This is a genomic window from Desulfitobacterium elongatum (assembly GCF_055378975.1).
On sequence record NZ_AP038772.1, the window covers coordinates 1774801 to 1799470 of the forward strand.

Genomic DNA, 24670 nt, shown 5'->3' on the forward strand with positions numbered 1-24670 from the left:
TTTATGGTTACCGATCGTCTTTGGCACAAAGGTGTACTCGCGATTTTGCGTGGATATAGTGAGACCGAGGCTTACGATGCTGCTCAGGCATTAGGCGAAGCAGGAGTGTCTGCGTTTGAAGTCACCGCAGATTCGCCAGGTGCTTGGCGAGTGATTGAGTCGTTAAAAAAAGATTCACGATTTATTGTCGGAGCAGGTACCGTTTTAGATACGGAAACAGCTCGTCGAGCTATCGAGTCGGGCGCCGATTTTCTTTTCTCTCCAGTGGTTCGACCAGAGGTTATTCAATATGCACATCGGTATGGCCGGGTAGCCATTCCTGGTGCGATGACTCCTACGGAGGTACTACTCGCCTTGGAAGCAGGGGCTGATATTGTTAAGCTTTTTCCGGCAGGATCTCTGGGGGTTAACTACCTAAAAGAGTTACGTGGTCCGTTCCCGTATATTCCCTTCATGCCGACCGGCGGAATTACTGCTGAAAATGCCGCAGCCTTCATTGGAGCGGGTGCAGTTTCGGTGGGAATGGGGGGAGCCTTGGTTAAGAAGGACTGGGTTAAAGAGAAGAAGTTTCAAGAGATCACGAATCTCGCCAATAAATTATTGCAAGAGTTTCAATCTGCATTGTAGAAATACCAAGCTTAGAAGGTGACCCTATGGGGATTTATGAAGAATTATTAAGTGATGTGGCGTTACCTAAAATGGCACTCGTGAAACAGTCTTTTCCGAATGAGAAAGTAAAAGATATACCCAACGCGATCAAAACAGCTCTTCAGAGACCTGGGACCTTGGATCGTATCCAAGCGGGTCAGAAGGTGGCGATTGCAGTTGGAAGTCGAGGGATCAATAACCTTCCGCTTATTGTAAAACAAGTTGTCACTGAAATCCGAAGTCGAGGTGCAGAGCCCATTATTATCCCTTCTATGGGAAGCCATGGGGGTGCTACTTCGGAAGGGCAGAAGGAGATGCTCCTTGGCCTAGGCATTACGCCTGAGGAAGTTGGAGCTGAGATTCAATCGAGTATGGGGGTCCTCGAAGTTGGCGTCTTACCGGATGGGTTACCCGTCTACATCAGCACAGATGCGATGGCCGCCGATGCGATTGTCTTAGTGAATCGGATAAAACCGCATACCGCTTTCCGCGGAAGTATAGAAAGCGGTTTAGTTAAGATGTTGACTATTGGTCTTGGGAAACAAAAAGGTGCAGAAGCATGTCATGCTCATAGCTTTAAGCATATGGCAAGGCATATTATCGAGATGGGCAGCATGCTACTTGAGAAAACCCCAGTGGCCTTTGGCCTCGGAGTGGTTGAGAATGCGTATGACCAAATCCATTCGATATTCGCTATACCCGCCGAGCGTCTTTTAGAAGAAGAGCCAGTTTGGCTTGAACTTGCAAAGAAGCTCATTCCGAGTTTGCCAGTCAAGCAATTGGATGTACTTGTTATCGATGAGATCGGCAAGGATATTAGTGGGGATGGGATGGATCCAAATATCACGGGGAGATATCCAACTCCGTATGCTCTTGGTGGACCTGCGGTTAGTAAAATGGTACTTCTGGATTTAACAGAACGAAGCCATGGGAATGCGAATGGTATCGGGACAGCTGATATAGTGGCACGTCGCTTGGTGGAGAAGATGATTCCTGAACAGACCTATCCCAATGCCTTAACGTCAACAGTAACCGGGCCAGTTCAGATCCCACTCACTCTTGAAACGGACTATGATGTCATTCGGGCAGCAGTGAAAACGAGTAATGCCTTAGATCTTTCCAAAGTACGCTTGGTGCGGATCAAAAACACCTTGCACTTATGTGAATTCTTGGCATCAGAATGTGTTATTCAAGAACTAGTCACCCAAGGAAAATACGAAATAGGCGACTTGCGTAATTGGGCGTTTGATGAGCAAGGGAACTTGTTCTAAGATACTTTTTAAGAAGGGATGAGGAACATATGGGAAATTGCTCATACGGTATGATCGGGCTAGGTAAAATGGGAGCTTTGGCAGCTGAGAACGTATTATCTAAAGGAATTAATGTTGCAGTCTTTGATATGAATACAGAATCGGTCGCGAAGCTTGCAACTCTAGGAGCGAAAGGGTGTCAATCCATCCAAGAGGTTGTGGATTCACTAAGTTCACCACGTGTGATTTGGTTGATGGTACCTGCGGGTGACCCTGTAGAACAAGTTCTTTTTGGTGATATAGGCCTCAGCGAATTGCTCGCCGCGGGTGATATAGTAATCGATGGGGGAAACTCTTTCTATAGAGATTCCGTACGTCGTTCCCAGAGACTGGCCGAAAAAGGCATCCGTTATCTCGACTCAGGCTCAAGCGGTGGTCAAGAGGGAGCGAAGGCTGGACTCTGCCTGATGATTGGTGGAGCGAAAGAAGCCTTTGAACAAGCCGAGCCGCTCTTCAAAGCACTTTCTGAAGGCATGGGAGAGTACCTGTACGTAGGGCCTAGTGGCTCAGGACACTTCACAAAGATGGTCCATAACGCGATTGAATATGGAATGCTTCAGGCTATCGGAGAAGGTTTTGAACTTCTATATAACGGTCCCTACGATCTGGAACTTGATAAGATCGCTCATCTCTGGACGGAAGGAAGCATCATCCGAGGCTACTTGATGGAATTAACCGAGAAGGCCCTTCAAAAGGATAACACCTTAAATGAAATTACAGGTGAAGTAGGCGGCGGAAGCACCGGAAGTTGGGCCATTGAAGAAGCGTGGAAATTCGGAGTACCCTTTGAAACGATTGCTATGTCCTTTGCAGCTCGACTACGTTCCCGCCAAGAAGACACCTTCGCAGGAAAAGTCGTTGCGGCTCTACGGAATGAGTTTGGTGGGCATGCAGTGGTCGAAAAGGAATAATGAGGAAAGATGCCCGTTCGGGTATCTTTTTTCATATATGATAAGCGTTACGAACGGTACTTGTAAGTTATGCTTTGCAAGAGGGACTTGCAAGTGGAGTTACGATACAGACGCTCGGAAATACGCTCGCAAAGCAAACTAAGGGCTAAACTGCTTCTTGCAAGCTGCGGGGTACCCGCCTAAATTCGCTCCTGCTCGATAGGCGGCGTGTCACATCCTTGTGACCCGCCCCGCTATCTGGGGTGCAGTTTAGCCCAAGTTTGCTAACTGCTCGCGAAGAAACCTCGCATACTGTAATCGTAACTCACTTTGCAGAAGGCTTTTGTGATGCTTCGTAGAAGGACTTGAGCAGGCTTTACAGGATGATTGAGCTCATTCGTAGAAAGCCTCAGCAAAGTCAAGACTTGAGAGAAGCTCGAGCAATAATCTGAAAAACTACCCAAGGATTATGTTTTACATTAGTGAGCGCCTTCTAAGCAAGCGGCTACCAATCTTCGCGAAAAGTTCGTAGCGGAGACGGGGTGGAAACATGGACGTTTCCAACCGGCTATGAGTCAGGAGACGATTTAGCCGGGAACCCGTCGGAGCGAGAAACTTGAGCGATTAGATTGGTCCGCGCAGCTTATAGAGCGAACGGTGTAAAACAAAATCCTGGAGACATCTATACAAGGAGACTTAAAATGAACGCACAGATCTATCGTACAGCAACCCTCGGCGTCGACATCGGCACCACCGGCTGCCGCAGTATCGTTTACAATGATCAAGCCGAGCTCGTCGCAAGCTCTGAAAAACTCTATCCCACGAATTCCCCAAAAACCGGCTGGGCAGAACAAGACCCCAGCGTTGTCATAAGCAAAGTAGAGGAATCAATTCAAGAAGCTGTGGCCCGTGCAAAAGTCGGGGGCTATGAAGTGATGCTAATCAGCTTTAGTGCCGTCAACCACGGGATAATCCCAATGCGAGGCGGACAGCCTTTAAGGCCATGCATCATCTGGGCGGATAATCGTAGTACTGGAATTATCGAAGCGTGGAAAGAGGAAGGGCTGAAAGAAGAGTTCTATCAAAGAACCTGTTGCCCACTTCACCCTATGTATCTTCCTGGAAAACTCGCCTGGCTCAGACAGTTTGAACCGAGTGTCTTTGGAGAAACTGAGCGTTTTATCTCCTTAAAAGAGCTACTTTTTTACCGCTGGTTTGGTAAATACGTAGTCGATACCTCAATTGCGACAAGCTCGGGACTTTATAATGTTCATCAGATGACTTGGGACGAAGAAATTTTAAGACGCATCGGAGTACGAGCAGATCAACTTTCTGAGATTGTGCCAACGACTACAGTGTTTGAAGGATTGAAAGAAGAAGTTTTAATAAAACTAGGTTTGGACTCGAAAGTCAAAGTGGTCATCGGAGCGGGGGACGGGGTACTCTCCAGTTTAGGTGCTGGAGCGATTGACCCAGGTGAGGTTACGGTTATGATCGGAACGAGTGGAGCTGCACGGATTACGGTGGATAAACCCACTTTAGATCGATTGGGACGGACGTGGTGTTATTATCTGTCACCGAATGCTTGGGTTGTCGGTGGAGCAATTAACAATGCTGGACTCACGTTACAATGGGTACGCCAGAATTGGCTACATGGAATTAGTTTTGAAGAAGTTGAAAAACTTGCAGCTACTACGCGAACTGGATCAGATGGACTGATGCTTATGCCCTTTCTGACGGGTGAGCGCTCTCCAAATTGGAATTCCGATATCCGAGCAGCATTAATAGGGCTAGACTTTGCTCATGGACCAGGACATTTTGCTCGGGCTGCTATGGAAGGAGTGGCTTACAGGATTAGAAGCGTTTACGAACCGATTCAGGAGATGGCTGGAAAAGTGACTTCACTTCGGATTGGCGGGGGATTTATGGCTTCTCCAACGTGGGTACAGATTGTAGCAGACGTCCTAAATCAACCACTTGAAGCGCTCGGTGAGCCGCAAGGATCGGCTTTTGGAGCTGTTCTTCTTGCCTGGCTATCTTTAGGGAAAATCTCTGCTTTGAGCGAAAGTAGGCGTTTTATGAAGGTGGACCGTGTAATCAAGCCTCAAAAGGCACAGGTAGAATTATATAATTCAGAGTACATAAAGTACAAAGAACTCTATGATAAAATCTACGTTAGCTTGTAAGCTGCTTTAGAGAAAAGCCTTTAAAGATATCGCAGCAAAGGCAAATCTATATCTAATCTTCTTATTACGACACATTTCGCTAAAGGTGTATGGTATTCTGTTACAAGTTGGTTAAACAACCAAGTTGTAACAGAATTTTTTTAATTTAATAGGCAAATCCACTGAAAGGTGGAGACGCAAAGCTATGGGTCTAAGGCTATAGAGCTATGATTGCCAAGTTGCTGATTATGAGCAGAATTATAATTATGTTTTTAGCTTTTCTCCCAAATAGGAGAAAAGCTTTTTTTTATTTATTAAAAAGAAAGAGATTTGGAGGAAAGAAATGTTTGGGAAGTTCAATAAGAAGGTAATTAGTGTGCTACTGATGACTTGTTTTCTCTGGAATACCATATATTTAGATTTTGCCTTAGCAGGGAATTCCATTAGTACAAATGGTGAAAAAGGAAAATATTATGGTAATCCTTGCCCTTAAAGGAGAAAGTAAAAGATGTTTCCCTTGCTAAAGGGAAAACAGAAAAGCCTAAAAAGCTTCCACAAGTTAGTCAAAAGAAAAAACCTCACGAATTAAGTATTGCCAAAGGGAAAGAAATCATCGAGAAAAGAACTGAAAATAGCAAGACCTTTAAAAATGATCAAGGACAAAAAACCTTTCTCTATCTTAACAAAATTCATTTCAAAGATGCATCAGGGGCCTTACTTGACATTGACAACACTTTAGTGCCTGTGAAGGGCAATAATCTAACCTCGAAGACAGAGGCAAAGGGCGATTTAGTAGCCGAACAAGGTAAAAATCGATCAAAGAATGAAGCAGACAGCGAAGCAAGTGATAAAGCAAACATTAAAGGTGAAAATGTGAGTTCGGTCTATGAAAATAAAGCAAATGATTATAAGGTGCGTTTTCCAGCAATTATAAACAAGGAATTGCCGATTCAGGTCGAAAAGGGCGATGTTACCCTTAATCTTATTCCGTTAGAAGGGGATTACAGCCAAAGCGCAATTAACGAGAATGCTATTCTCTACAATGATGTCTTTGATGGAATTGATGTCCAATATACCGTTCTCAACACGAAAGTCAAAGAAGATATTATCCTTAATAATTACGTGGATAAAAACACGTTTAGCTTTGCAGTGGACACATCTGGTTTAGAGTTGAGGGAAGAGAGTGGATCAATATTCGGCTATGAAAAGGGCAGTACTACACCATCATGGGTGTTGTCTGCACCGTACATGATCGATGGCAATGGAGTAATTTCGGGTAAGGTCGAAATTCAGCTTGATAAAAATCTTTTTACTAAAGATCAGATTATAATCACAGCTGATAAAGAGTGGTTGGAAGCACCAGAACGCGCATATCCTGTCAAAATTGATCCTTCAATTACGCTTGGAAGCGAACAGCTTCAGGATACTACCGTGGAACAAGGTTCTCCAAACGTTTATACAGATAATCCTTATTCCTATATCGGCTATGATGATGGAATCAAAAGTGGTAATATAGCAAATTTTATTGAAGCTCATTTAAGGACTCGGACGTTCCTCAAATTCAATCTTCCAAATATTGGTGAGGACCAAGAAGTCAAATCTGCTTCCCTCCAAATGTACAAATATACCAGCTGGAGCAATACCTCTAGGGCTATCGAACTTCAACGTATAAAACAACCTTTCTCCATCTCGGGACTAACCTGGAATAACCAGCCTCAGGAAACCCAGTATGAGACGGAGACGACGATTGATGGCTCTGTAGGGTATGTGGGTTGGGATATGACTCAGCTGATGAAGGATTGGTATAGCGGAGCGCCCAATAATGGAGTTGTCCTGCGGTATACCTATGAGACCGAGCAGGCAGAGGTTTTTGCCTCAGCAGATAACACCTCTTTTCCAACTCCCTATGTCGAAATCACGTATGAGGATAGCGAAGAGATCGACTCGGATATGCCCTTGATTAGACCTGAAATTAATCTACGCCCATATGCCGCAGCGAGCAATGATGGGTTGCTTCAATTTATCGGCTTGACCGCAGATGGGATGGCAAAGCCACACACCATTTTGGAATACATGACTGTTCCTGATAATAGTGACGGCTTTGCTGGCAGTGTCGAACCGGATGGGAATTATGTCTATCCGGACTTTAATCCCGAAGATATCCCGGGGCTTGAGGAACTGATTTCGAATGGAGGCTCCTTCAATCAATATGCAACGAAAGAGAGTAACTGGCAAACAGAATTTTGGCCCACTCCAGAGAGGGACAAGCTCTTCCGCATTGAAGCCACCTCCTATGATGAAGAAGGAAATCCCAGCGAAACTGGTACCAGTGATAGCTTCCAGAGCTACCTTGTTCAGGGGAAGGACCTGCTTCCCAGGGTCATGCAATTTTACGGAATTAGTAACCGATCTCAGTTTTTAAAAGATAACAATATGAAAGATGATGCTCTCATGGAGAATAACGTCATCTTCATTCGTAATCCCCAACAAAATCAAGGGAAAGCCTATACAGCACCCGGCCCCTTAACAGATAAAGAAAAGAAACGCCTTGATGATCTTCTGATTGGACGGGCAAAACACTGTGTATTTGGGTTCGAACCCATAAACCTGAACACCGGGAATTTCTATTACACCGCTACGGATCTCGCCCTTTCTGAATGGGGTGGAGAATTTAAGATTGACAGAACGTATAACGCACTATCCGATCCAATCCAGGGATTATTCGGCAAGCGGTGGAGTTCTGAGCTCAACAAGTATATTGCCTTTATGGCCGATGGCTCAATTGCTTATGTTCGTGAGGACGGAAGTGCCATCTACTTTGACAAAAATTCGGACGGCAGCTATAAAGCTCCGATTGGACAGTACTATACTCTGACAAAGATTCAAAATGGATACAAAATCGAACAAAAAGACGGTACTGTGTATACTTTCTCCAAATCAGGATTAATGAAGACCATTGAGGATAAGAACGGAAATCGGACCACTCTGACCTATGATGAGTATGATTACCTTACCTCCCTGATGACTCCGTCAGGTAAGGTATTCCCAATTGTTCAAGATTCAGAAGGGCGGATTGTCTCTATCGGATTGCCCAACGGAAGTTTCCTTGGTTATGCTTATGATGAAAAGGGGAACCTAATCTCCTTCCAGGATGCAAACGGAGATGAAACCACTTATCAATACGATGACAAGGGACGTATGACATCGTTCTATGATCCGAATGGGAACCAAGTGATTAAGAATATTTATGATGATCAGGATCGAATCATTGAACAAGAAGATGCGAACGGGAAAACGATATTCATTAAATATTTTAACGGATATAACGAAACCACGGATAATAACGGGAATAAAACGGTTTATCACTTCGATTCCCAATATCGTATTACAAAAATTGTTCGACCCGATAGTAAGACCGAAGAATATTCCTATGATACAAAGAATAATGTCAAAACGTTTAAAGATGCTCTAGGAAAAGTCACAACGTATGACTATGACACACAAGGGAATCGCATTGAAGAGACGCGCTGGGATGGAGTATCCAAGACCTATGCCTATGATTCGTATGGAAACTTAAAGTCTGCTCGGGACTTTAACGGACAAACTACAACAATGTCTTATGATGGGAAAGGGAATTTACTGTCGCTTAAGCGCCCGGATGGGAGCTCTTTTGAGTATACCTATGATTCTCATGGGCAAGTTTTAACCACGAAAGATCCAGATGGTAATATTTCAGTCAATGAATACGACGGAGCTCATATTTCAAAAATCAAAGATCCTAAAGGGAACGTCTATCAGTATTACTATAATTACTTGGGACTTCCGGTGACGGTGGTGGATCCAGCAGGAAAAATAACCCGCTTGGCTTATAGACCATCAGGAGAGCCTTTAAACACTCAACTCCCCGACAATAGCATAAGACGATATATTTATGACCCGAATGGAAATAATACGTCAATTATAGATGGTAATAAAAATACGACCCTATTAAATTATGATCCCTTGAATCGTTTAGTTTCGGTTGAAGATGCGCTGGGTCATGTTACCTCCTTTATCTATGACCCCAATGGGAATAAGATTGAAGAAAAAGACCCTAAAAGCTATACCTTGAAATACGAGTACAATCCCCTCAATCAACTGGAAAAAGTCATAGACCAAGATAACGGGATCACACTTTATGAGCGGGATGCCTATGGAAATATTACATCTGTCACAGATCCTAATGGCAATAAAACGTCTTACTTCTATAATTATAAAGTGAACAAACCCGAGAAGATTACTTCCACCCTCGGGCAAATTACAACCCATACTTACGATAATGAAGGGAATTTGCTCAAAACCGTTTTCCCGGATGGAACGGTTAAGGAGTATAAGTATGACGAGCTTTACCGGGTTGAGGAATTAACAGATCCAACCGGAGTCAAGACGTATACGACCTATAACGCCCTCAACCAAGCCACGCAGATTCGGGATAGTTTGGGACGCGTCTACGCGTATGACTATGATGCCAATGGGAATATCCTGACAACACGAGATCCCTTAGGGTATGAAGTTCATTATACCTACGATTTGCACAACCTTCCTGTCACTATTATGAACGAAGAAGGAGAAACCACAACCTACAAATATAACAGCATAGAGAAACTGGAAGAAGTTATCAATGCCAATGGACAGAAGCAAGTATTTGAGTATGATAAAGCCGGAAACAGGGTTAAAGCCACAGATGCTAGAGGGTACTCTACTGAATATTTCTATGATCCTTTGAATCAGTTAACAGCCGTAAAGGATGCCCTGGATAATATCCTTCAATACCAATATGATCCTTCCGGACGTTTACAGAATCAGATTGATGCTTTAGGGAACAAGACGACATTTGATTATAACGGCAGGGGGTTGTCGATTCGCGTTCAGGATGCTCAGGGAAAAGCCGTACAGATGAAGTACGATTCCAATGGAAACAACACTGAGATATTAGACCCCAGCGGCGCAAGCCAGATCTATAGTTATGACAAGGGGAACCGCCTTGTTAAGATCACTGATTCGATGGGGCTGACAACCCAGTATTCGTACGACATCATGGGCCGAAAGATATCGGAAGAAGACAATGCAGGAAATCAATTCGGTTATCTCTATGATAAGTGGGGGCGGCTTATTGAGGGAAAAGATGTTATAGGTCGCTTGACGAAGTACACCTATGATTTGACAGGAAATCTTTTATCTCAAACCGAACCCGATGGTAATACCACGTCTTTCGAATATGATCTGAAAGACAGGCTTACACGAATTACGGATCCTGAAGGGAAAGCGACAAGGCTCGCTTATGATGGGCTTAACCAGCTCGTTTCAAAGGAGAGCTTTGGAAATCGTTTATACGAATATGCCTATGATAGCGTAGGGAATTTAACTCAGGAGAAAAATCCTCTTAAAGCAGAAACTGTTTATACCTATGATGAGAATAACAATCTCGTTGAAGTCAAGAATGCCAAGGGTTTCAGCAAAACATACGAATATGACCCACTCAATCGATTAGCTGCTTTTTGGGATGAACGTCAAGGTCAAACGTCTTATGCCTATGATCCCAATCATAATCTGATTTGGAAAGTCGATCCTGAAGGGAATAAAACTCAATACGCCTATGACGCACTAAATAGATTAGAACTTGAAGTCGATGCCCAGGGATTCGAAAGGCGTTACGGGTACGATAAACTCGATAACCTTGTGAGCCGAATCGATTCTCGAGGAAATAATACCGGATATGAATATAATCATCATGGACAAATTACAAGGCTGACGGATGCGCTTCAAGGGGTTACACAGTACCAGTATGATCTTAGTGATCAGCTCCTCGCTCAAATTGATCCTTTGGGTGCAGAAACTCGCTATACGTATGATTTGATCCACCGACTGACTTCGAGTACTGATCCCGAAGGATATATCCAGTATTTTGACTATGACGACTTAGGGAACTTGGAAAAGGAATATGATTCTGAGGGAAATATTACCTTGTCGACCTATGATAAAATGCATAGGCTTCTTACCGAAAAGAACACAGCAGGGCATTTAACACGTTATGAGTATAATCCATTCGGAAATTTGGCAGCAGTCACTCAGCCTAATGAAAATAAAACATCTTACCAATATGATGTGATGGATCGGTTGATTCGAATTATCGATCCCGAGTCTAAAATCACGGAAATGAGTTATGATCTTCTCGGTAACTTAGAGAAAATAATCAAACCCGGGAATCAGGAATATACGTACAGTTATGATCCCGCAAATAATAAGATCACAGAGATGAATCCCCTAGGGGAAAAGACAACCTTTGATTACAATAAGAATAATCTTCTTCAGTCCGTTACCAATGCATTAGGAAATACCTCAACCTATCGGTATAACCCGATGAACCTACTTGAGGTTTCGACAGATCCCTTAGGGAATACCATACACTACGAGTACGATCCCGATGGGAACCTGGCAGGGCAAATTGACGGCAATGGGCATGCTACTCGTTATCAGTTTGATCCGCTAAACCGAGTCGCTCGGATCCAGAACCCCTTAGGGCATGTCACCAATTATACCTATGATCCCGTAGGAAATCGACTGAGTCTTACCGATGGAAATAATCACTCCACTGAGTTTTCATATTCCAAGCGGAGTGAACTTTTGACAGTGACTCACCCCCTCGGGGAAATCGAGGCGTATACGTATAATCCTGTAGGGACAATGGCGAGTTATACAAAACCCGATGGGACGGCAATTCGTTATACCTATGATATCCTCAATCGTCTTTCTGGCAGACTCTATGAAAAAGCTCCTGTACAACCAGAAGGCCTCCTTCTTGATGGAATGCTTCCTCCAACAACACCTTCATTAAGTCCTTCCTCAGGCTCTACTTCTCCTAGTAATGGCAAATCGAACGATACAAAATCCAAGATGAAAATTCAGGCTAAGCCCCAACCAAAAGAAGGTAAGCCTGGCACTGGAAATTCGCTTTCCCCCAGTCTGCCACCTACAGGGGACATAGATGGAAGTTCAGGGCTATTAGACCCATCTCTTTATGGTGTTCCCACCCTTGATCCCGCTCTTCTGGATCCGACTCAGGAACTCATCGAAGATGCCTTCTTTGATTACGATATCATGGGAAGCCGTACCTCTATGTCCGGTTCCGAAGGGGATACCGAATATACCTACGACCGTATGGAACGTTTAACTTCGGTTAGCTTCCCGACGGGAGAAGAAATCCAGTATGAGTATGATGAGCTCGGTCGCAAATCCAAAGTGATTTATCCTAATGGCGACACTATGCAATATAGCTATGACCAATTGAACCGAATTATTTCTGCTGAAGACTGGGAGGGACAAAAAACAACCTATAGCTATGATGCCGGAGGGCGAAGAACGGAGACCGTTCTACCTCATGGGACGAGGGTTTCATATACCTATGACGCAGCAGACCGGCTCATTAAGCTTGAGAACATCCGAAACGATGGAACCATCCTCTCCAGCTTTGAATACACCTATGATCAAGTCGGAAACATCCTTAAGGAAGTTCAGAATCAAGCGGGTTCACTCTATATTCGTACCTATACCTATGATGATGCCGATGAAGTCATCGCCTTTACGGAAGAAAAAGACGGACAGACCACGGAATATCGCTATACCTATGATTCTGCCGGGAACCGTCTAAGTGCAGATATCTCCGGCAATGACGGAACAAAACATATCAGCTATACCTATAACGAAAACAATCAACTTATCCGCTTGGACCAAGACGATCAGAACATCCGCTATGAGTATGACGAGAATGGCAATCTCATTAAAGCCACAACCCAAGGCAATCAAGTAACTGCTTATAACTATGACAGTGAAAACCGACTGATTCAGATTGCTGAACACCAAGGTAAAATTCAGACCTTCGGTTATGACAGTGATGGCAATAGACTTTTCAAAACGGTTGGAGTCTACGCCTTTGAACAGCTTCCTCTTCCCTTAGAACCTGGCGAAGGTAACGGGAAGGGCAATTCGGATGGAAACGGAAAAAGTGGAGACAACCCAGGCCAAGGAAAAGGCCCGAGTAAAAAGATTCAATCCTTGGGGATTTATTCGCTCATGCAGTTAAACCTCGGAGATTCTGTAGCCAAAAATGATAATAATAATGGAAATAGTAATGGCAACGGGAATTCTGGGAATAGTGGAAGCAGCAACGCGGGTGGAAATGGAAATTCCGGCGGAAACAGTGCAGGGAATGCCGGGAGCAATGGCAACGGAAATTCCGGCAATAATGGAAATGGACTAACGAATGGAAATAACGGTCAAGGAAATGGAAACCTAGAAAAGAACGACAAGAACACTTCCCAAGCGAAGAAACTCGGTATAGATAAAGAAAAGCTTAAGAAAGAAAAAGGGAATAAAGGGAAGCACCTCGGCTGGTATAAGCGAGCCGATCATCCAAAGAATCCATTCGGCGAGCAGATCATCAATAAGCCGGAATCCTATGAGACTGTCAACTATATTAACGACATCTCACTGGAAAATCCGGAAGTCCTCATGACCTCTGACCAACAAGGAACGTATAGAGGAGTTTACACCTATGGTCTCGAAAGAATAGCAGAACGAGATTTCGTAGCAGTCGAAGGGGTACCCAACGATCCCCTCTATTACCTCTATGATGGGCATAATAGCGCCACCCAGCTCATCAACTCTGCCGAAAATGTCCGAGACAAATACCGCTTTGATGCGTTTGGTGCCCCGATGCCCGGCGGAAAGCTCAGCCCGAACACACGACTCTTCAACAATCCATACGGTTATAACGGAGAAGCCCATGATATAGACTCCGGACTCCAGTATCTCAGAGCCAGATACTATGATCCTAACTTAGGGCGATTCCTCACAAGGGACAGCTATTTAGGGAATGTCCTTGAGCCCCTCTCCCTAAACCGCTACACTTATGCCAATAATAACCCGGTCATGTACGACGATCCCAGTGGACATTCACCATTATTAGTGGTTACTGCTCTAATCGGAGCAGCTGCAGGAGGATTATATGGGGCCTATACCTCAAAGCGAGACACAGGAGAAATTGATTGGGGTGAAGTTGGGAAAGATGCACTAATTGGGGCAGCAATAGGGTTAGGTGCCGGGGGTTTAATTGAAGCCGCTCCTGTGATTATGGCAACAGCAGCACCAACAATACTGCCTCTAGGGCAAAAGGTAATAGAAAAAACAACGCAGGTTTACCAGACAGCCCGTTATGCGACTACATCTGTGGAAGCAGCCAAAACGGTAGGGTACAATACAGCTGTACGATATGGAGAAGCCATTGTAAGTGAGGCTGTTGATATTGGGACGTCTATGTTCTCGGGGGATATGGATGGTTATGGCGTAAATAAATTCGGGCAATTAGCGTTAAGTAAGTTGCCAGGTCCTGTCAAGGGAAGATTAACGAAGATTTATCAGAATAAGACTGTAAGTTGTGGAACTGCCCCAGCGATTCAGACACAGGCTGTACCGAAGATCCCTGAGACGAAGATTGAGGTGCCTGGGGGTAAGGGAGCGCGTGAAGTTAAACTATTACCAGGGGAAGGTAATGTAGGTACATACAAAGATTTAATAAAATCTGGAAGTAGAGGCGACAACCTAACACCACATCATATGCCTTCTGCTGAATATATGAAAAGCAATTATGGCATTGTAAAAAATAATGGTGTGAGCATGAATATGGAACAGCCGACTCCTGGTGTTGGTGGAAGACACCGTATGACAAGAACATATGGTTCGGGTGCTGACTTAACAGAAACTCCACGTGATGCATTGGCACGTGATATAATGGATGCAAGAAGGATTTATCAAGAGGATGGGTTATATACACCAAGTATTCGGCAATCGCTCCAAGAGGTTATTGATATGAATAAGAGGCTTTACCCAGAAATATTTAATAAGGTTGGGAGGTAATTCGACTATGGATGTTAAATTAGAAATACAAAAGCTTCAACAAAATAGATTGCTGAGAAATTCAAATGAAATAAACGCCTTTGAATTGGCAATTGAGAACATTGCGTCATTGAAGGATGTTAAGCTTGTAAAGGACTTATGCAGCGGTTTTGATGACAAAACAGAAGACCATGAAGTAATGTTTGGACTTGTTCATGCAATCGAGGATTTTGAAGGCGAGGAAGGACTTTTTGAAATGGCTAAAGTAATACCGAGTATGCTCCCAAATGCGAAGGAATGGGCAACGATTTTAAACTATAGGATTCTAAACCATGAGCCATCAAGAAAGTTATATACAAAAATCCTTTTGAAAGTTGATTGTATGGTTAAAGATACTATAGTTGGAATACTCAAAGAAATAAGAAATGAAGACCCAGTACGCTTTGGAAATTCAGCAAATGAAGTGTTGTCTAATATTAAATAATCACTGGCTTTGTTAGGTTACATACCTTACAGACGGTTATCTTCGGATAGCCGTTTTTCTTTATGTATATTGGGAGGATGAACATGGTTTCTCCCTTAAAGATTAGAATCGGGGAAAAATCGTTTGCTCTTCTAAGCTATTCCTGTTAATTCACTATACTTCCCTCGAAGGTCTATGACAACTATTCTAACGTAAGGGGATATCAACGTACACACGGCATAATAAGGGTATCAGGTATCGCTTTTAGGGGTGATTAACAGTGAAGAAGATTAAAACAACTGCCTGAATCAAGGTTGGATTGAGGGTTGATGATAAATTGTTTCAAATGGAATATTTTTAGAGATAAGATTCAAAGTAACATATTTACACTATCAATTTATAAGGTGTTTAGAGATAAAGTTCTTGAATGTACACCGTGTTTTATGGTTGCAGATGGCTTAGCAAAGGCGATTTAAGAACTACGTTAAACGGATATACATTCGAAGATATTGAAGTATCTGTTAGTTATAAATTTACAGAGATATATCCTAATACGGAACTTCTAAATTTTAAGCGAATAGTACTCAAAGGATTAGTAGAAGTAGTTGGCGAAAATTATAAAGAATGCTCTGGACATGATTTCTACATTTCTCAAGAATTTATGACGGGAATAATAGTGTCACCCAACTTATTAACTCTTCAGGAAATGTCCGGGACAAATATCGCTATGATGCGTTTGGTGCCCTGATGCCCGGCGGAAACTCAGCCCGAACACACGGCTCTTCAACAATCCCTATGGCTATAACGGAGAAGCCCATGATATTGACTCTGGATTACAGTACCTCAGAGCCAGATACTATGATCCCGACTTAGGGCGATTCCTCACAAGGGACAGCTATTTAGGGAACGTCTTAGAGCCCCTCTCCTTAAACCGCTATACTTATGCTAACAACAACCCGGTCATGTATGATGATCCGAGTGGACATATACCATTATTAGTGGTTACTGCTCTAATCGGAGCGGGACTCGGAGCAGCCTATGGGGCCTATACCTCAAAGAGAGACACAGGAGAAATTGATTGGGGTGAAGTTCGGAAAGATGCACTAATTGGGGCAGCAATAGGGTTAGGTGCCGGGGGTTTAATTGAAGCCGCTCCTGTGATTATGGCAACAGCAGCACCAACAATACTGCCTCTAGGGCAAAAGGTAATAGAAAAAACAACGCAGGTTTACCAGACAGCCCGTTATGCGACTACATCTGTGGAAGCAGCCAAAACGGTAGGGTACAATACAGCTGTACGATATGGTGAAGCCATCGTAGGTGAGACCGTTGATATTGCAACGGACATGTTGTCCGGCAATTTAGAGGGCTATGGCTTAAATAAGCTAGAGAAATTAGCGTTTAGTGTTTTGCCAGGCAAAGTTGCAGGAAACTAGTTAAGTTATATAAGAATAAGACAGTAAGTTGTGGAGATGCTCCTGCGATTCAGACACAGGCTGTACCAAAGATCCCTGAGACGAAGGTTGAGGTGCCTGGGGGTAAGGGAACAAGTGTTGATACAGCTAATAAGAAATCTGTACCGGATTTTGTCAAAAAACAATGGGAAGCGGGAAATAAATTTAATAAAGATAATCGTCCTCGCTACCCTTATAATGAAGTAGAATTAGAATCAAAGGAAATAGGTGGTAAGAAATATGTTGTTGACTCCTATGTTCCAGGAAAGGAAATAATTTCGAGGAAATTCACCCAACTCGCAGAAGTTAAAGAAAAGACAGCTCTTGGCTATCTAAATGAATTCACTAAAAAGTATTCTTCCGGTTCAGAAATTTCTGCCGGTAAATTTAATCCTAATGCTCTAAAAGGTGGTCGACTAGAGGGAGAATTAATTCTGGAAGTTCCCGTACAAACAAAAGTAGTCCCACAATCAATTCTTGACGAGGCTACTAAGAAGAATATAATTATTCGTGACATTACCGGGAAGGAGTATAATTAATGGAAATTTACTATTGTGACAAGTGGTCTAATATTAAAAAGAAGCCTTGGAATATTATTGAAGATAGCACTGCAAGTATTCTTCATGCAAAACATCAACCATATACAGCTGTGTTAAGTGATGGGGGTCAACTGAAGTATATCGTTAACGTTACGGATAAATGGGTATCAGTAAGCTTTTTGGACAATCATTTTCGGAAATTCTTAAACTACGATTTTGTAGTTAAAGATGATAAAAGGGTATTCCTAAGGACGGTAATGTATTGGGAGTATGAAGGAGATACTGAGAATGAATTAAAGAGTATGATTTTTGGTTATCGGGAGAATGGTCACATTGTTATGGAACAAAGAGATTCTAAAACTGGTGAAATTGAAGAACGAGAAACGAACGATGATGTGTCTAGGAATTGGGATTCATTCCCTGAATTTGGTCAATATCTTAATTTATGCAGAGAAGAAAGATAACTAATTATAGGTCACTCGGTAGTGAATTGAAAATCATTGAACAAATGTAATTACCGATCTAAAGGCTTCTTCAATTTGCAGAAGAATTTAAATGCATAACCTTATGGTATTTTACTAAACAGGACGATTATGTCCTGTTTTTTTGTTTTTAGTAATTTTTAAAGTTCTATGGCGATTTGAGCATGAGTTTTATTTACACCCCAAACAAATTTTTAACCACTACCTTAACTATGACAGTGAAAACCGACTGATTCAGATTACTGAACACCAAGGTAAAATTCAGACCTTCGGTTATGACAGTGATGGCAATAGACTTTTCAAAACGGTTGGAGTCTACGCCTTTGAATCGCTTCCTCTTCCCTTAGAACCTGGCAAAGGTAACGGGAAGGGCGATTCGGATGGAAACGGAACAAGTGGAGACAACCCAGGCCAAGGAAAAGGCCCGAGTAAAAAGATTCAATCCTTGGGGATTTATTCGCTCATGCAGTTAAACCTCGGAGATTCTGTAGCAAAAAATGACAATAATAATGGAAATAGTAATGGCAACGGGAATTCTGGAAGTCATTGAGTTTAATGATCTTACGATATGGTCTTCACGTAGTTATCCGGATCAGAGTTCATCGGATAGGATAAAGATGATTGAGGTCTTATCCCAAAAAACCAATAAAACAATCCAACAGAAAGAATTTTGGGAACAATAGCGAGCAAACGCAAGTCTAGTTAACAAATCACATGGCTCCAAAGGAGGCCAAGGTAGCTTACTAAATCGAATTTGCAAGCTGCTAATTACGACAAAATCCGCGAAGAAATTATGTTATTCTATTACAAGATCAAAAAATCTACTGTTTATGGAAATGAAAATAATTAAATAGGCAAATCCACTGAAAAGTGGAGACGCAAAGCTATGGGTCTAAGGCTATAGAGCTATGATTGCCAAGTTGCTGATTATAAGCAGAATTAGAATTATGTTCTTTGGTCCTTCTCCCAAATAGGAGAAAGGCTTTTTTTATAATCATAAGAGCACTAAATGAACTTCTAGGTAGATAGCAGGAGTTATTTAGAAATTGTAGAATAAATGAGATATATCGCGATTTAGGGGAATGACTTATACAGTAAATTCGATGAATATGGAATGAATAAAGGAGTACAGATGAGCGAAAGTTTATTTCAACCCTCTTTAAATAAGGACAATCTTGAGGGGACAAAGACCTACGAAATAGGGAAGTTGCTTTATGTGGCTTTTTTTGGAGGGATAATCCCACTTGTGGCACTTGGAACACGAAATGGTCGATGGCTTAAAATAGATAAAAGGATTCTAAATGTATTAATTGGACTCGGTATGATTATTCTGCTTTCCAAAGTCATTATCTATGCTTTTATTACTCATACTCAACAGAATATTCTAATCGAGAGCAGATATGTAAGATATGCTTATAAAATGGCATCTGTTGGGCTATATATGGGTTATTATGGTGTAATGAAGAAAAAATTTAATCAGCATGTGTTATTGGGTGGAGAGACGAAGCCTATGCTTAAAGATGCAATAAAATGGATAATTGTAGGTATCGTAGGTGAATCTATTTTATTATTCGGAGGGGGCCCAATTATTAGTAATGTCATACGAATATGGGGTTAATAAGGTAGTTTTAAATGAAGTAATTCTATATATGGATATGAACCGTTATCAACAGGCTATCATTAAGTTGGAACAATTACTTTCCGAGGAACCGAATGATGGAAGTTTACTTTTCTTAATGGCGAATTGTTATTACTATTTGAATTCATATTCAGAAGCGACCGAGTATTGCAGAGAAAGTATGGCAAACGGTTTCTCTGCGCAACAATGTAATTATCTATTAGCTAGAATTTATATGGATACTGAGGAATTTGTTAAATCTGAAGAGCATTTTCTTGAGGCATTACGAATTAATCCCTCTGAAGCATCGGCTTTGGCTGCATATGGAATGCTCATGCTCAAATGTGGGCATGAGAAGAAAGCCTCCGCTTTAATGGATGAAGCAATGCGGATTGATCCAGAGAATGAAGCAGTATTACAATATAAGTTTCTGTATTACCTTCTCTATGAAAATAAGAATGCTCAGCTCAATATTTTACAAAAGTATTTAAACAATTCAAGTAGTGAAGTGAGAAAGCTGATAAAAATAGGAGTTTATAATCTACACAATAAAAATGTCAGGGAAGCACGCGAGAATTTCAGACAAGCATTTTTATTGGAGCCTACCAATCACGATTTGCTGATGATTTTGGAGAAGTTAGATAAGGAGTGTCATTGGGTCTTTTTCCCTAATCGCTTTGTAAAATGGCCAGCTTTAGTTTGGGTAGTTTTTTTTATCTTCATAATAGTAGGAAGCAACTTTATAGATTCTAATATTTTAGTAGTCATCGTTTTATTGTATATTCTTCTTGTGATTTATACATGGGTTTCGCCGCTGGTCTATAAAGTTATTATTCGTGTCAATCGGAAAATATAGAACTGAGTTAATTTAGCGATGATAACACTAATAGAAAAGGAGTCTTTGATGAATAATATAGAGATTATTAAAAGACTGGTTGATGAAAATCCTCAGAGTGGGAATGCTTGGTACTTATTAGGAAGTGAATACTTAGCGCAAAATAATTATCCTGAAGCTTTGATGGCCTTCTCAGAAGCATTAAAATACTGCGATGATGAAATAAAAAGTAAAGTCATCGTGGAACTTGCTAATTTATCTAATCAAAATACTCGTGGAGAAGCCATGGACAAGGCCAAAATTGAGAATGAAATAGATGAGATAAATGAAATAGATGAAATTGCTCAATTCGATGAATCGGAAGAGTTCGATAATAGCCCTGTTCCTTTGCGCGTAATTGAAGGAGGAAGAAACTCAAGCGGAGAAGTCAGAGAAGAGGTAAATATTCGCGTTGCTTTTAACGATGTCGGTGGGCTTGATCATTTAAAAGAGACAATAAAAATGAAAATTATTAAACCCTTTGTAAACCCAGGACTATTCGATCGTTTCAAGAAAAAAGTTGGAGGGGGTATTCTGCTTTTTGGCCCTCCAGGATGCGGCAAAACATATATTGCGAAAGCAACAGCAGGGGAATGTAATGCACATTTTATACCGGTACATATCACGGATATACTCGACCCCTATTTAGGTGTCAGTGCACAAAATATTAAGGATATATTCTCAACAGCAAGATCAAAAAGACCCTGTATACTATTTTTTGATGAGATCGATACGGTGGGGTATAACCGATCAAAGTTATCCTCAGAACATATGCGTCCCATAGTAGATCAATTGCTTTCAGAGATTGAAGGAATTGATACCAGTACGGATAAGTTACTGATTATTGGAGCAACAAATATGCCATGGGATATTGATCCGGCGTTTAAGAGGCCTGGACGCTTTGACAAGACTATTTTTGTTCCACCTCCAGATGAAATTGCTCGTGAAGTAATTTTTAGATTAAAAATTGCTGGAAAGCCTGTGGAATCCATAGATTATCATGTTTTGGCAAAAAATACAGAGCTCTACTCGGGAGCTGATATCGAAAACGTCGTCGAAGTGGCTACCGAAAGTGTAATAGCCGAGATCATGAATTCTGGAGTTGAAAGACCCATAAGTATGAAGGATTTACTAAGGGCTATTGAAGTGAGTAAGCCATCAACCATAGAATGGCTTAGAACAATAAAAAACTACGTGAAGTATGCGAATCAAGCCGGTTTGTATGATGATGTCGATAAATATCTTGTGCAGTACAAGAATATGATTTAGCTCCAATACAAATGAGCAATATTTTAGCCAGCAGTTCATTTTAAAACTGCTGGCTATATTAATGTATCACTCGAGTTTTGAGGAGAGTAAGCCTCACGTTTGACACCTAGAAAGTTGTAATTAAGATTACGGATACCGAGCGGCCATCGACCGATTGCCGGGGATGGTTCAGAACTGAAAAAGGAGTAGAAAGACAACTTTCCTTAGATGTTATGAATAATCGGGAGAGAACAGTATCGAGTAGTGGTGAGTATGTCAATAGTGTGATTTGCCAGCGACTGGGTTATAATGATAGTAGGATGGCTCCTTATTGACACACCCTACCTGAAGGAGTATAGTTTCTAATGTAATCATTAAGGAAACGACGGGATGGTGAGAAAACTGGACGCAGGAGGCCCTAGTCCGACTAAATTGAATAATTTATGCGAAATTTGGGGTGTGTCCGGTTATATTATAGAGCTTAGCTCCTAAAACCGGCCGCCCAAAGGGGGGGAGCCGGGTGCTCAAAGTATGTAAGAACGATGCGGGAAACTTCCAGGAGCTAACCCTGCAGACTCTCGTCAAAGGCTCATGGATCGGGTGTGTTAATCCGACAGCTGGGGAGTTAAGTGCTGTTGCAGAGGTGACAGATGTACCACTTGATTTTCTCAAAGCAGCTCTTGACGAAGAAGAACGATCACGGATAGAGTTAGAGGATCATTGTATTCTTGTCTTAACGAATATTCCGGTGATGCTTGGCGAGACGAATTATGATACGTTGCCTTTAGGAATTATTATGTCTGAAGATCATATCATTACCGTGTGTTTGGAGAATAATCCAGTTTTTTCGGAGTTCAACTGTGATTCTTCTCGTAGTTTCAATACGGCGAAGCGTACACGCTTTTTGTTCCAAATTCTTTATAAATCAGCGACGTACTACTTGAAGTATTTACGGCAGATTAATAAACAAACGGATCAGATTGAGATCGATTTGCGCAAGTCCATGAAAAATCAAGAGATTTTCCAACTGATGGACTTACAAAAGGGACTTACCTATTTTACGGCATCTCTTCGATCAAATGGTGTCGTGATGGACAGGTTACTGCGCTTGCGCTCGAATAGCCAGAGTCAACATTTGATTAAAATGTATGAAGAGGATGAAGATCTTCTGGAAGATGTCATTATCGAGAACAACCAGGCTATTCAGATGGTTGAGATGTATACGAATATTTTAAGCAGTATGACCGATGCCTTCGCTTCCATTATCTCAAATAACTTGAATATGGTGATGAAGTTCTTAGCCTCGATGACGATTATGCTTGCGATTCCGACGATGTTGGCCAGCTTTTGGGGGATGAATGTTCCTGTTCCCTTCAGAGACTCACCTTTAGGTTTTATGTTTGTACTAGTAGCTGCCTTTATAGCCGCAGGAATAAGCGGTTTCGTCTTATGGAAAAAGGAAATGTTTTAAGGGGAGGATGACCTCCCTTTTGTCATATATTGAAAGACCTTAGGGTTATGTGTATCATGAACTGGAGGTGAAGTATGTGCCAAAGATTTGGACGGTTGCAGAATTAACAAGCGAGATTAGTCGAACCTTTAATGAAAATCCCGACTTCATCAATTGTTGGGTTAGTGGAGAAATCTCTAATTATAAGAATCATCGTCCCTCGGGTCACTGGTATTTTACCTTGAAAGACGAATCCTCTAGCCTTAAGGCGGTCATGTTTCGAAGCCGCGCAGAAAGGGTCCGGTTTATCCCTCAGGATGGGATGAAGGTGCTCGTCCGAGGCAGTATCAGAATCTACGAACGGGATGGGAACATTCAGATCTATGCGGATGAAATTCAGCCGAGCGGCGTGGGCGCCCTTTACTTAGCTTTTGAACAACTAAAGCAACGCTTAGCAGAAGAAGGACTCTTCGAAGCTGAACGCAAGAAGCCTATTCCAAAGCATCCAAGTAAGATCGGAATCGTGACCAGCCCTACGGGCGCTGCGATCAAAGATATCTTGAAAGTAATGCATCGGCGGAATCCCCGAATTTCCTGGATACTTGCCCCAGCAGCTGTGCAAGGAGAGCAAGCACCGAGAGAAGTAGCTCAAGCGATCGCCCGCCTGAATCGGTATGATAAGGTGGATGTAATCATTGTGGGCCGTGGAGGTGGATCTATCGAAGAGCTCTGGGCCTTTAACACGGAAGACGTCGCTCGAGCCATTGCTGCCTCCGGTATTCCAGTCATTTCTGCAGTGGGACATGAGACAGATGTTACGATTGCAGATTTGGTTGCAGATTTGCGAGCCCCAACTCCTTCTGCCGCAGCAGAACTCGCTGTCCCAGTTCTCCTTGAATTAAAGTCAAATCTTGAGGAGTTGGAGGCGCGTCTTCGCCTTACAATGCTTGCTCAACTTCAAAGAAAAAGACAAAAAGTAAAAAGCCTTTCGACGATTGGCCCCTTATCGAACCCCTTTTGGCGTATTGCCCAGAACCGTCAGCGGCTTGATGCTTTAAGCGATCGCTTAGAACAGGGGATGACTAGATTTGTTTCGGATAAAAATGGTATACTAAAATTATTGGCAACTAAGCTCGATTTATTAAGTCCCTTGGCGATTCTAGGAAGAGGATATTCTCTGACCTATGGGCCAAAGGGAAGTGTCTTGAAAGATAGTGCAGAAGTCAATGTAGGCCAGCAGGTGCAAGTGCGTTTGAATGAGGGGACACTTACCTGTGCTGTGCTTGCTAAGGCCTCTAGTAGTGAATGAAGGTTATGCTTAGAAACTTAACCATAAGGAGAAAATAGGATGAAAGCCGAGGCTTCAAATTTACCCTTCGAAGAGGGAATTGACCAACTTGAGCGTATCGTTCGGGAACTCGAACAGAAGGATGTCCCTCTGGAGCAGGCCCTAAGCCTTTTCCAGCAGGGAATTAAACTCGTTCAGGACTGCAACCAGTTACTTGATCATGCTGAGAAGCAGATGGAAATTCTATTAGAGAATCCAAACGGTGAATTGGAGATTCGCCCGGCAGATTTTCCTGTGGAAGGATGATTTGT

General features: G+C 42.3%; 16 protein-coding genes, 1 pseudogene and 2 riboswitches. All 17 genes and pseudogenes read left to right on the plus strand.

The annotated features are described in order from the left end of the window. The first annotated feature begins 3 nt into the window (after positions 1–3). The 17 genes and pseudogenes from ACZ42W_RS08445 to xseB all read left to right on the plus strand — a co-directional run bounded on the left by ACZ42W_RS08445 (position 4) and on the right by xseB (position 24665). Complete coding sequence (locus ACZ42W_RS08445; protein ID WP_464169957.1) at positions 4–627, plus strand: bifunctional 4-hydroxy-2-oxoglutarate aldolase/2-dehydro-3-deoxy-phosphogluconate aldolase; 624 nt, start codon at positions 4–6, stop codon at positions 625–627. A gap of 26 nt (positions 628–653) precedes the next feature. Then, on the plus strand, positions 654–1919 hold the full coding sequence (locus ACZ42W_RS08450; RefSeq protein WP_464169958.1) for a nickel pincer cofactor-dependent isomerase, group 22: 1266 nt from the start codon (positions 654–656) through the stop codon (positions 1917–1919). A gap of 29 nt (positions 1920–1948) precedes the next feature. Beyond that, entirely contained in the window at positions 1949–2869 is a 921-nt protein-coding gene (gnd, locus tag ACZ42W_RS08455; RefSeq protein WP_464169959.1) for a phosphogluconate dehydrogenase (NAD(+)-dependent, decarboxylating), read from the plus strand. Positions 2870–3549: 680 nt separating this feature from the next. Continuing rightward, positions 3550–5034 (plus strand): gluconokinase, encoded by a 1485-nt coding sequence (locus ACZ42W_RS08460; protein ID WP_464169960.1) that lies wholly within the window; start codon positions 3550–3552, stop codon positions 5032–5034. 141 nt (positions 5035–5175) lie between these two features. After that, positions 5176–5260, plus strand: a riboswitch (cyclic di-GMP riboswitch). A 236-nt stretch (positions 5261–5496) separates the two neighbouring features. After that, a complete protein-coding gene (locus ACZ42W_RS08465) occupies positions 5497–14964 on the plus strand; it encodes a DNRLRE domain-containing protein (protein WP_464169961.1) in 9468 nt (3155 codons plus the stop codon). A gap of 7 nt (positions 14965–14971) precedes the next feature. Then, positions 14972–15427, plus strand: a complete 456-nt coding sequence (locus ACZ42W_RS08470) for an Imm30 family immunity protein (protein ID WP_464169962.1) — start codon at positions 14972–14974, stop codon at positions 15425–15427. 800 nt (positions 15428–16227) lie between these two features. Then, positions 16228–16332, plus strand: a pseudogene (locus ACZ42W_RS08475) (RHS repeat-associated core domain-containing protein); the annotation flags it as partial. A gap of 36 nt (positions 16333–16368) precedes the next feature. Then, positions 16369–16842, plus strand: coding sequence for a hypothetical protein (locus ACZ42W_RS08480; RefSeq protein ID WP_464169963.1), 474 nt, complete (start codon positions 16369–16371; stop codon positions 16840–16842). Positions 16843–16934: 92 nt separating this feature from the next. Then, the gene (locus tag ACZ42W_RS08485; RefSeq protein WP_464169964.1) at positions 16935–17399 is read left to right on the plus strand and encodes a hypothetical protein; all 465 of its coding nucleotides are present in this window, start codon (positions 16935–16937) and stop codon (positions 17397–17399) included. After that, entirely contained in the window at positions 17399–17863 is a 465-nt protein-coding gene (locus tag ACZ42W_RS08490; protein WP_464169965.1) for a hypothetical protein, read from the plus strand. The genes ACZ42W_RS08485 and ACZ42W_RS08490 overlap by 1 nt, the downstream gene beginning before the upstream one ends. Before the next feature lie 142 nt (positions 17864–18005). Next, a complete protein-coding gene (locus tag ACZ42W_RS08495; RefSeq protein ID WP_464169966.1) occupies positions 18006–18431 on the plus strand; it encodes an RHS repeat domain-containing protein in 426 nt (141 codons plus the stop codon). Between the two features lie 293 nt (positions 18432–18724). Continuing rightward, positions 18725–18809, plus strand: a riboswitch (cyclic di-GMP riboswitch). Between the two features lie 204 nt (positions 18810–19013). Then, positions 19014–19499, plus strand: a complete 486-nt coding sequence (locus ACZ42W_RS08500) for a hypothetical protein (protein ID WP_464169967.1) — start codon at positions 19014–19016, stop codon at positions 19497–19499. Further along, a complete protein-coding gene (locus ACZ42W_RS08505; RefSeq protein WP_464169968.1) occupies positions 19477–20355 on the plus strand; it encodes a tetratricopeptide repeat protein in 879 nt (292 codons plus the stop codon). The genes ACZ42W_RS08500 and ACZ42W_RS08505 overlap by 23 nt, the downstream gene beginning before the upstream one ends. Positions 20356–20403: 48 nt before the next feature. After that, on the plus strand, positions 20404–21642 hold the full coding sequence (locus tag ACZ42W_RS08510; RefSeq protein ID WP_464169969.1) for an AAA family ATPase: 1239 nt from the start codon (positions 20404–20406) through the stop codon (positions 21640–21642). Positions 21643–22141: 499 nt separating this feature from the next. Next, entirely contained in the window at positions 22142–23092 is a 951-nt protein-coding gene (locus tag ACZ42W_RS08515) for a magnesium transporter CorA family protein (protein ID WP_464169970.1), read from the plus strand. Between the two features lie 76 nt (positions 23093–23168). Continuing rightward, positions 23169–24380 (plus strand): exodeoxyribonuclease VII large subunit, encoded by a 1212-nt coding sequence (gene xseA / locus ACZ42W_RS08520; protein WP_464169971.1) that lies wholly within the window; start codon positions 23169–23171, stop codon positions 24378–24380. Between the two features lie 39 nt (positions 24381–24419). After that, positions 24420–24665, plus strand: a complete 246-nt coding sequence (xseB, locus tag ACZ42W_RS08525; RefSeq protein WP_464169972.1) for an exodeoxyribonuclease VII small subunit — start codon at positions 24420–24422, stop codon at positions 24663–24665. Positions 24666–24670 lie beyond the last annotated feature (5 nt).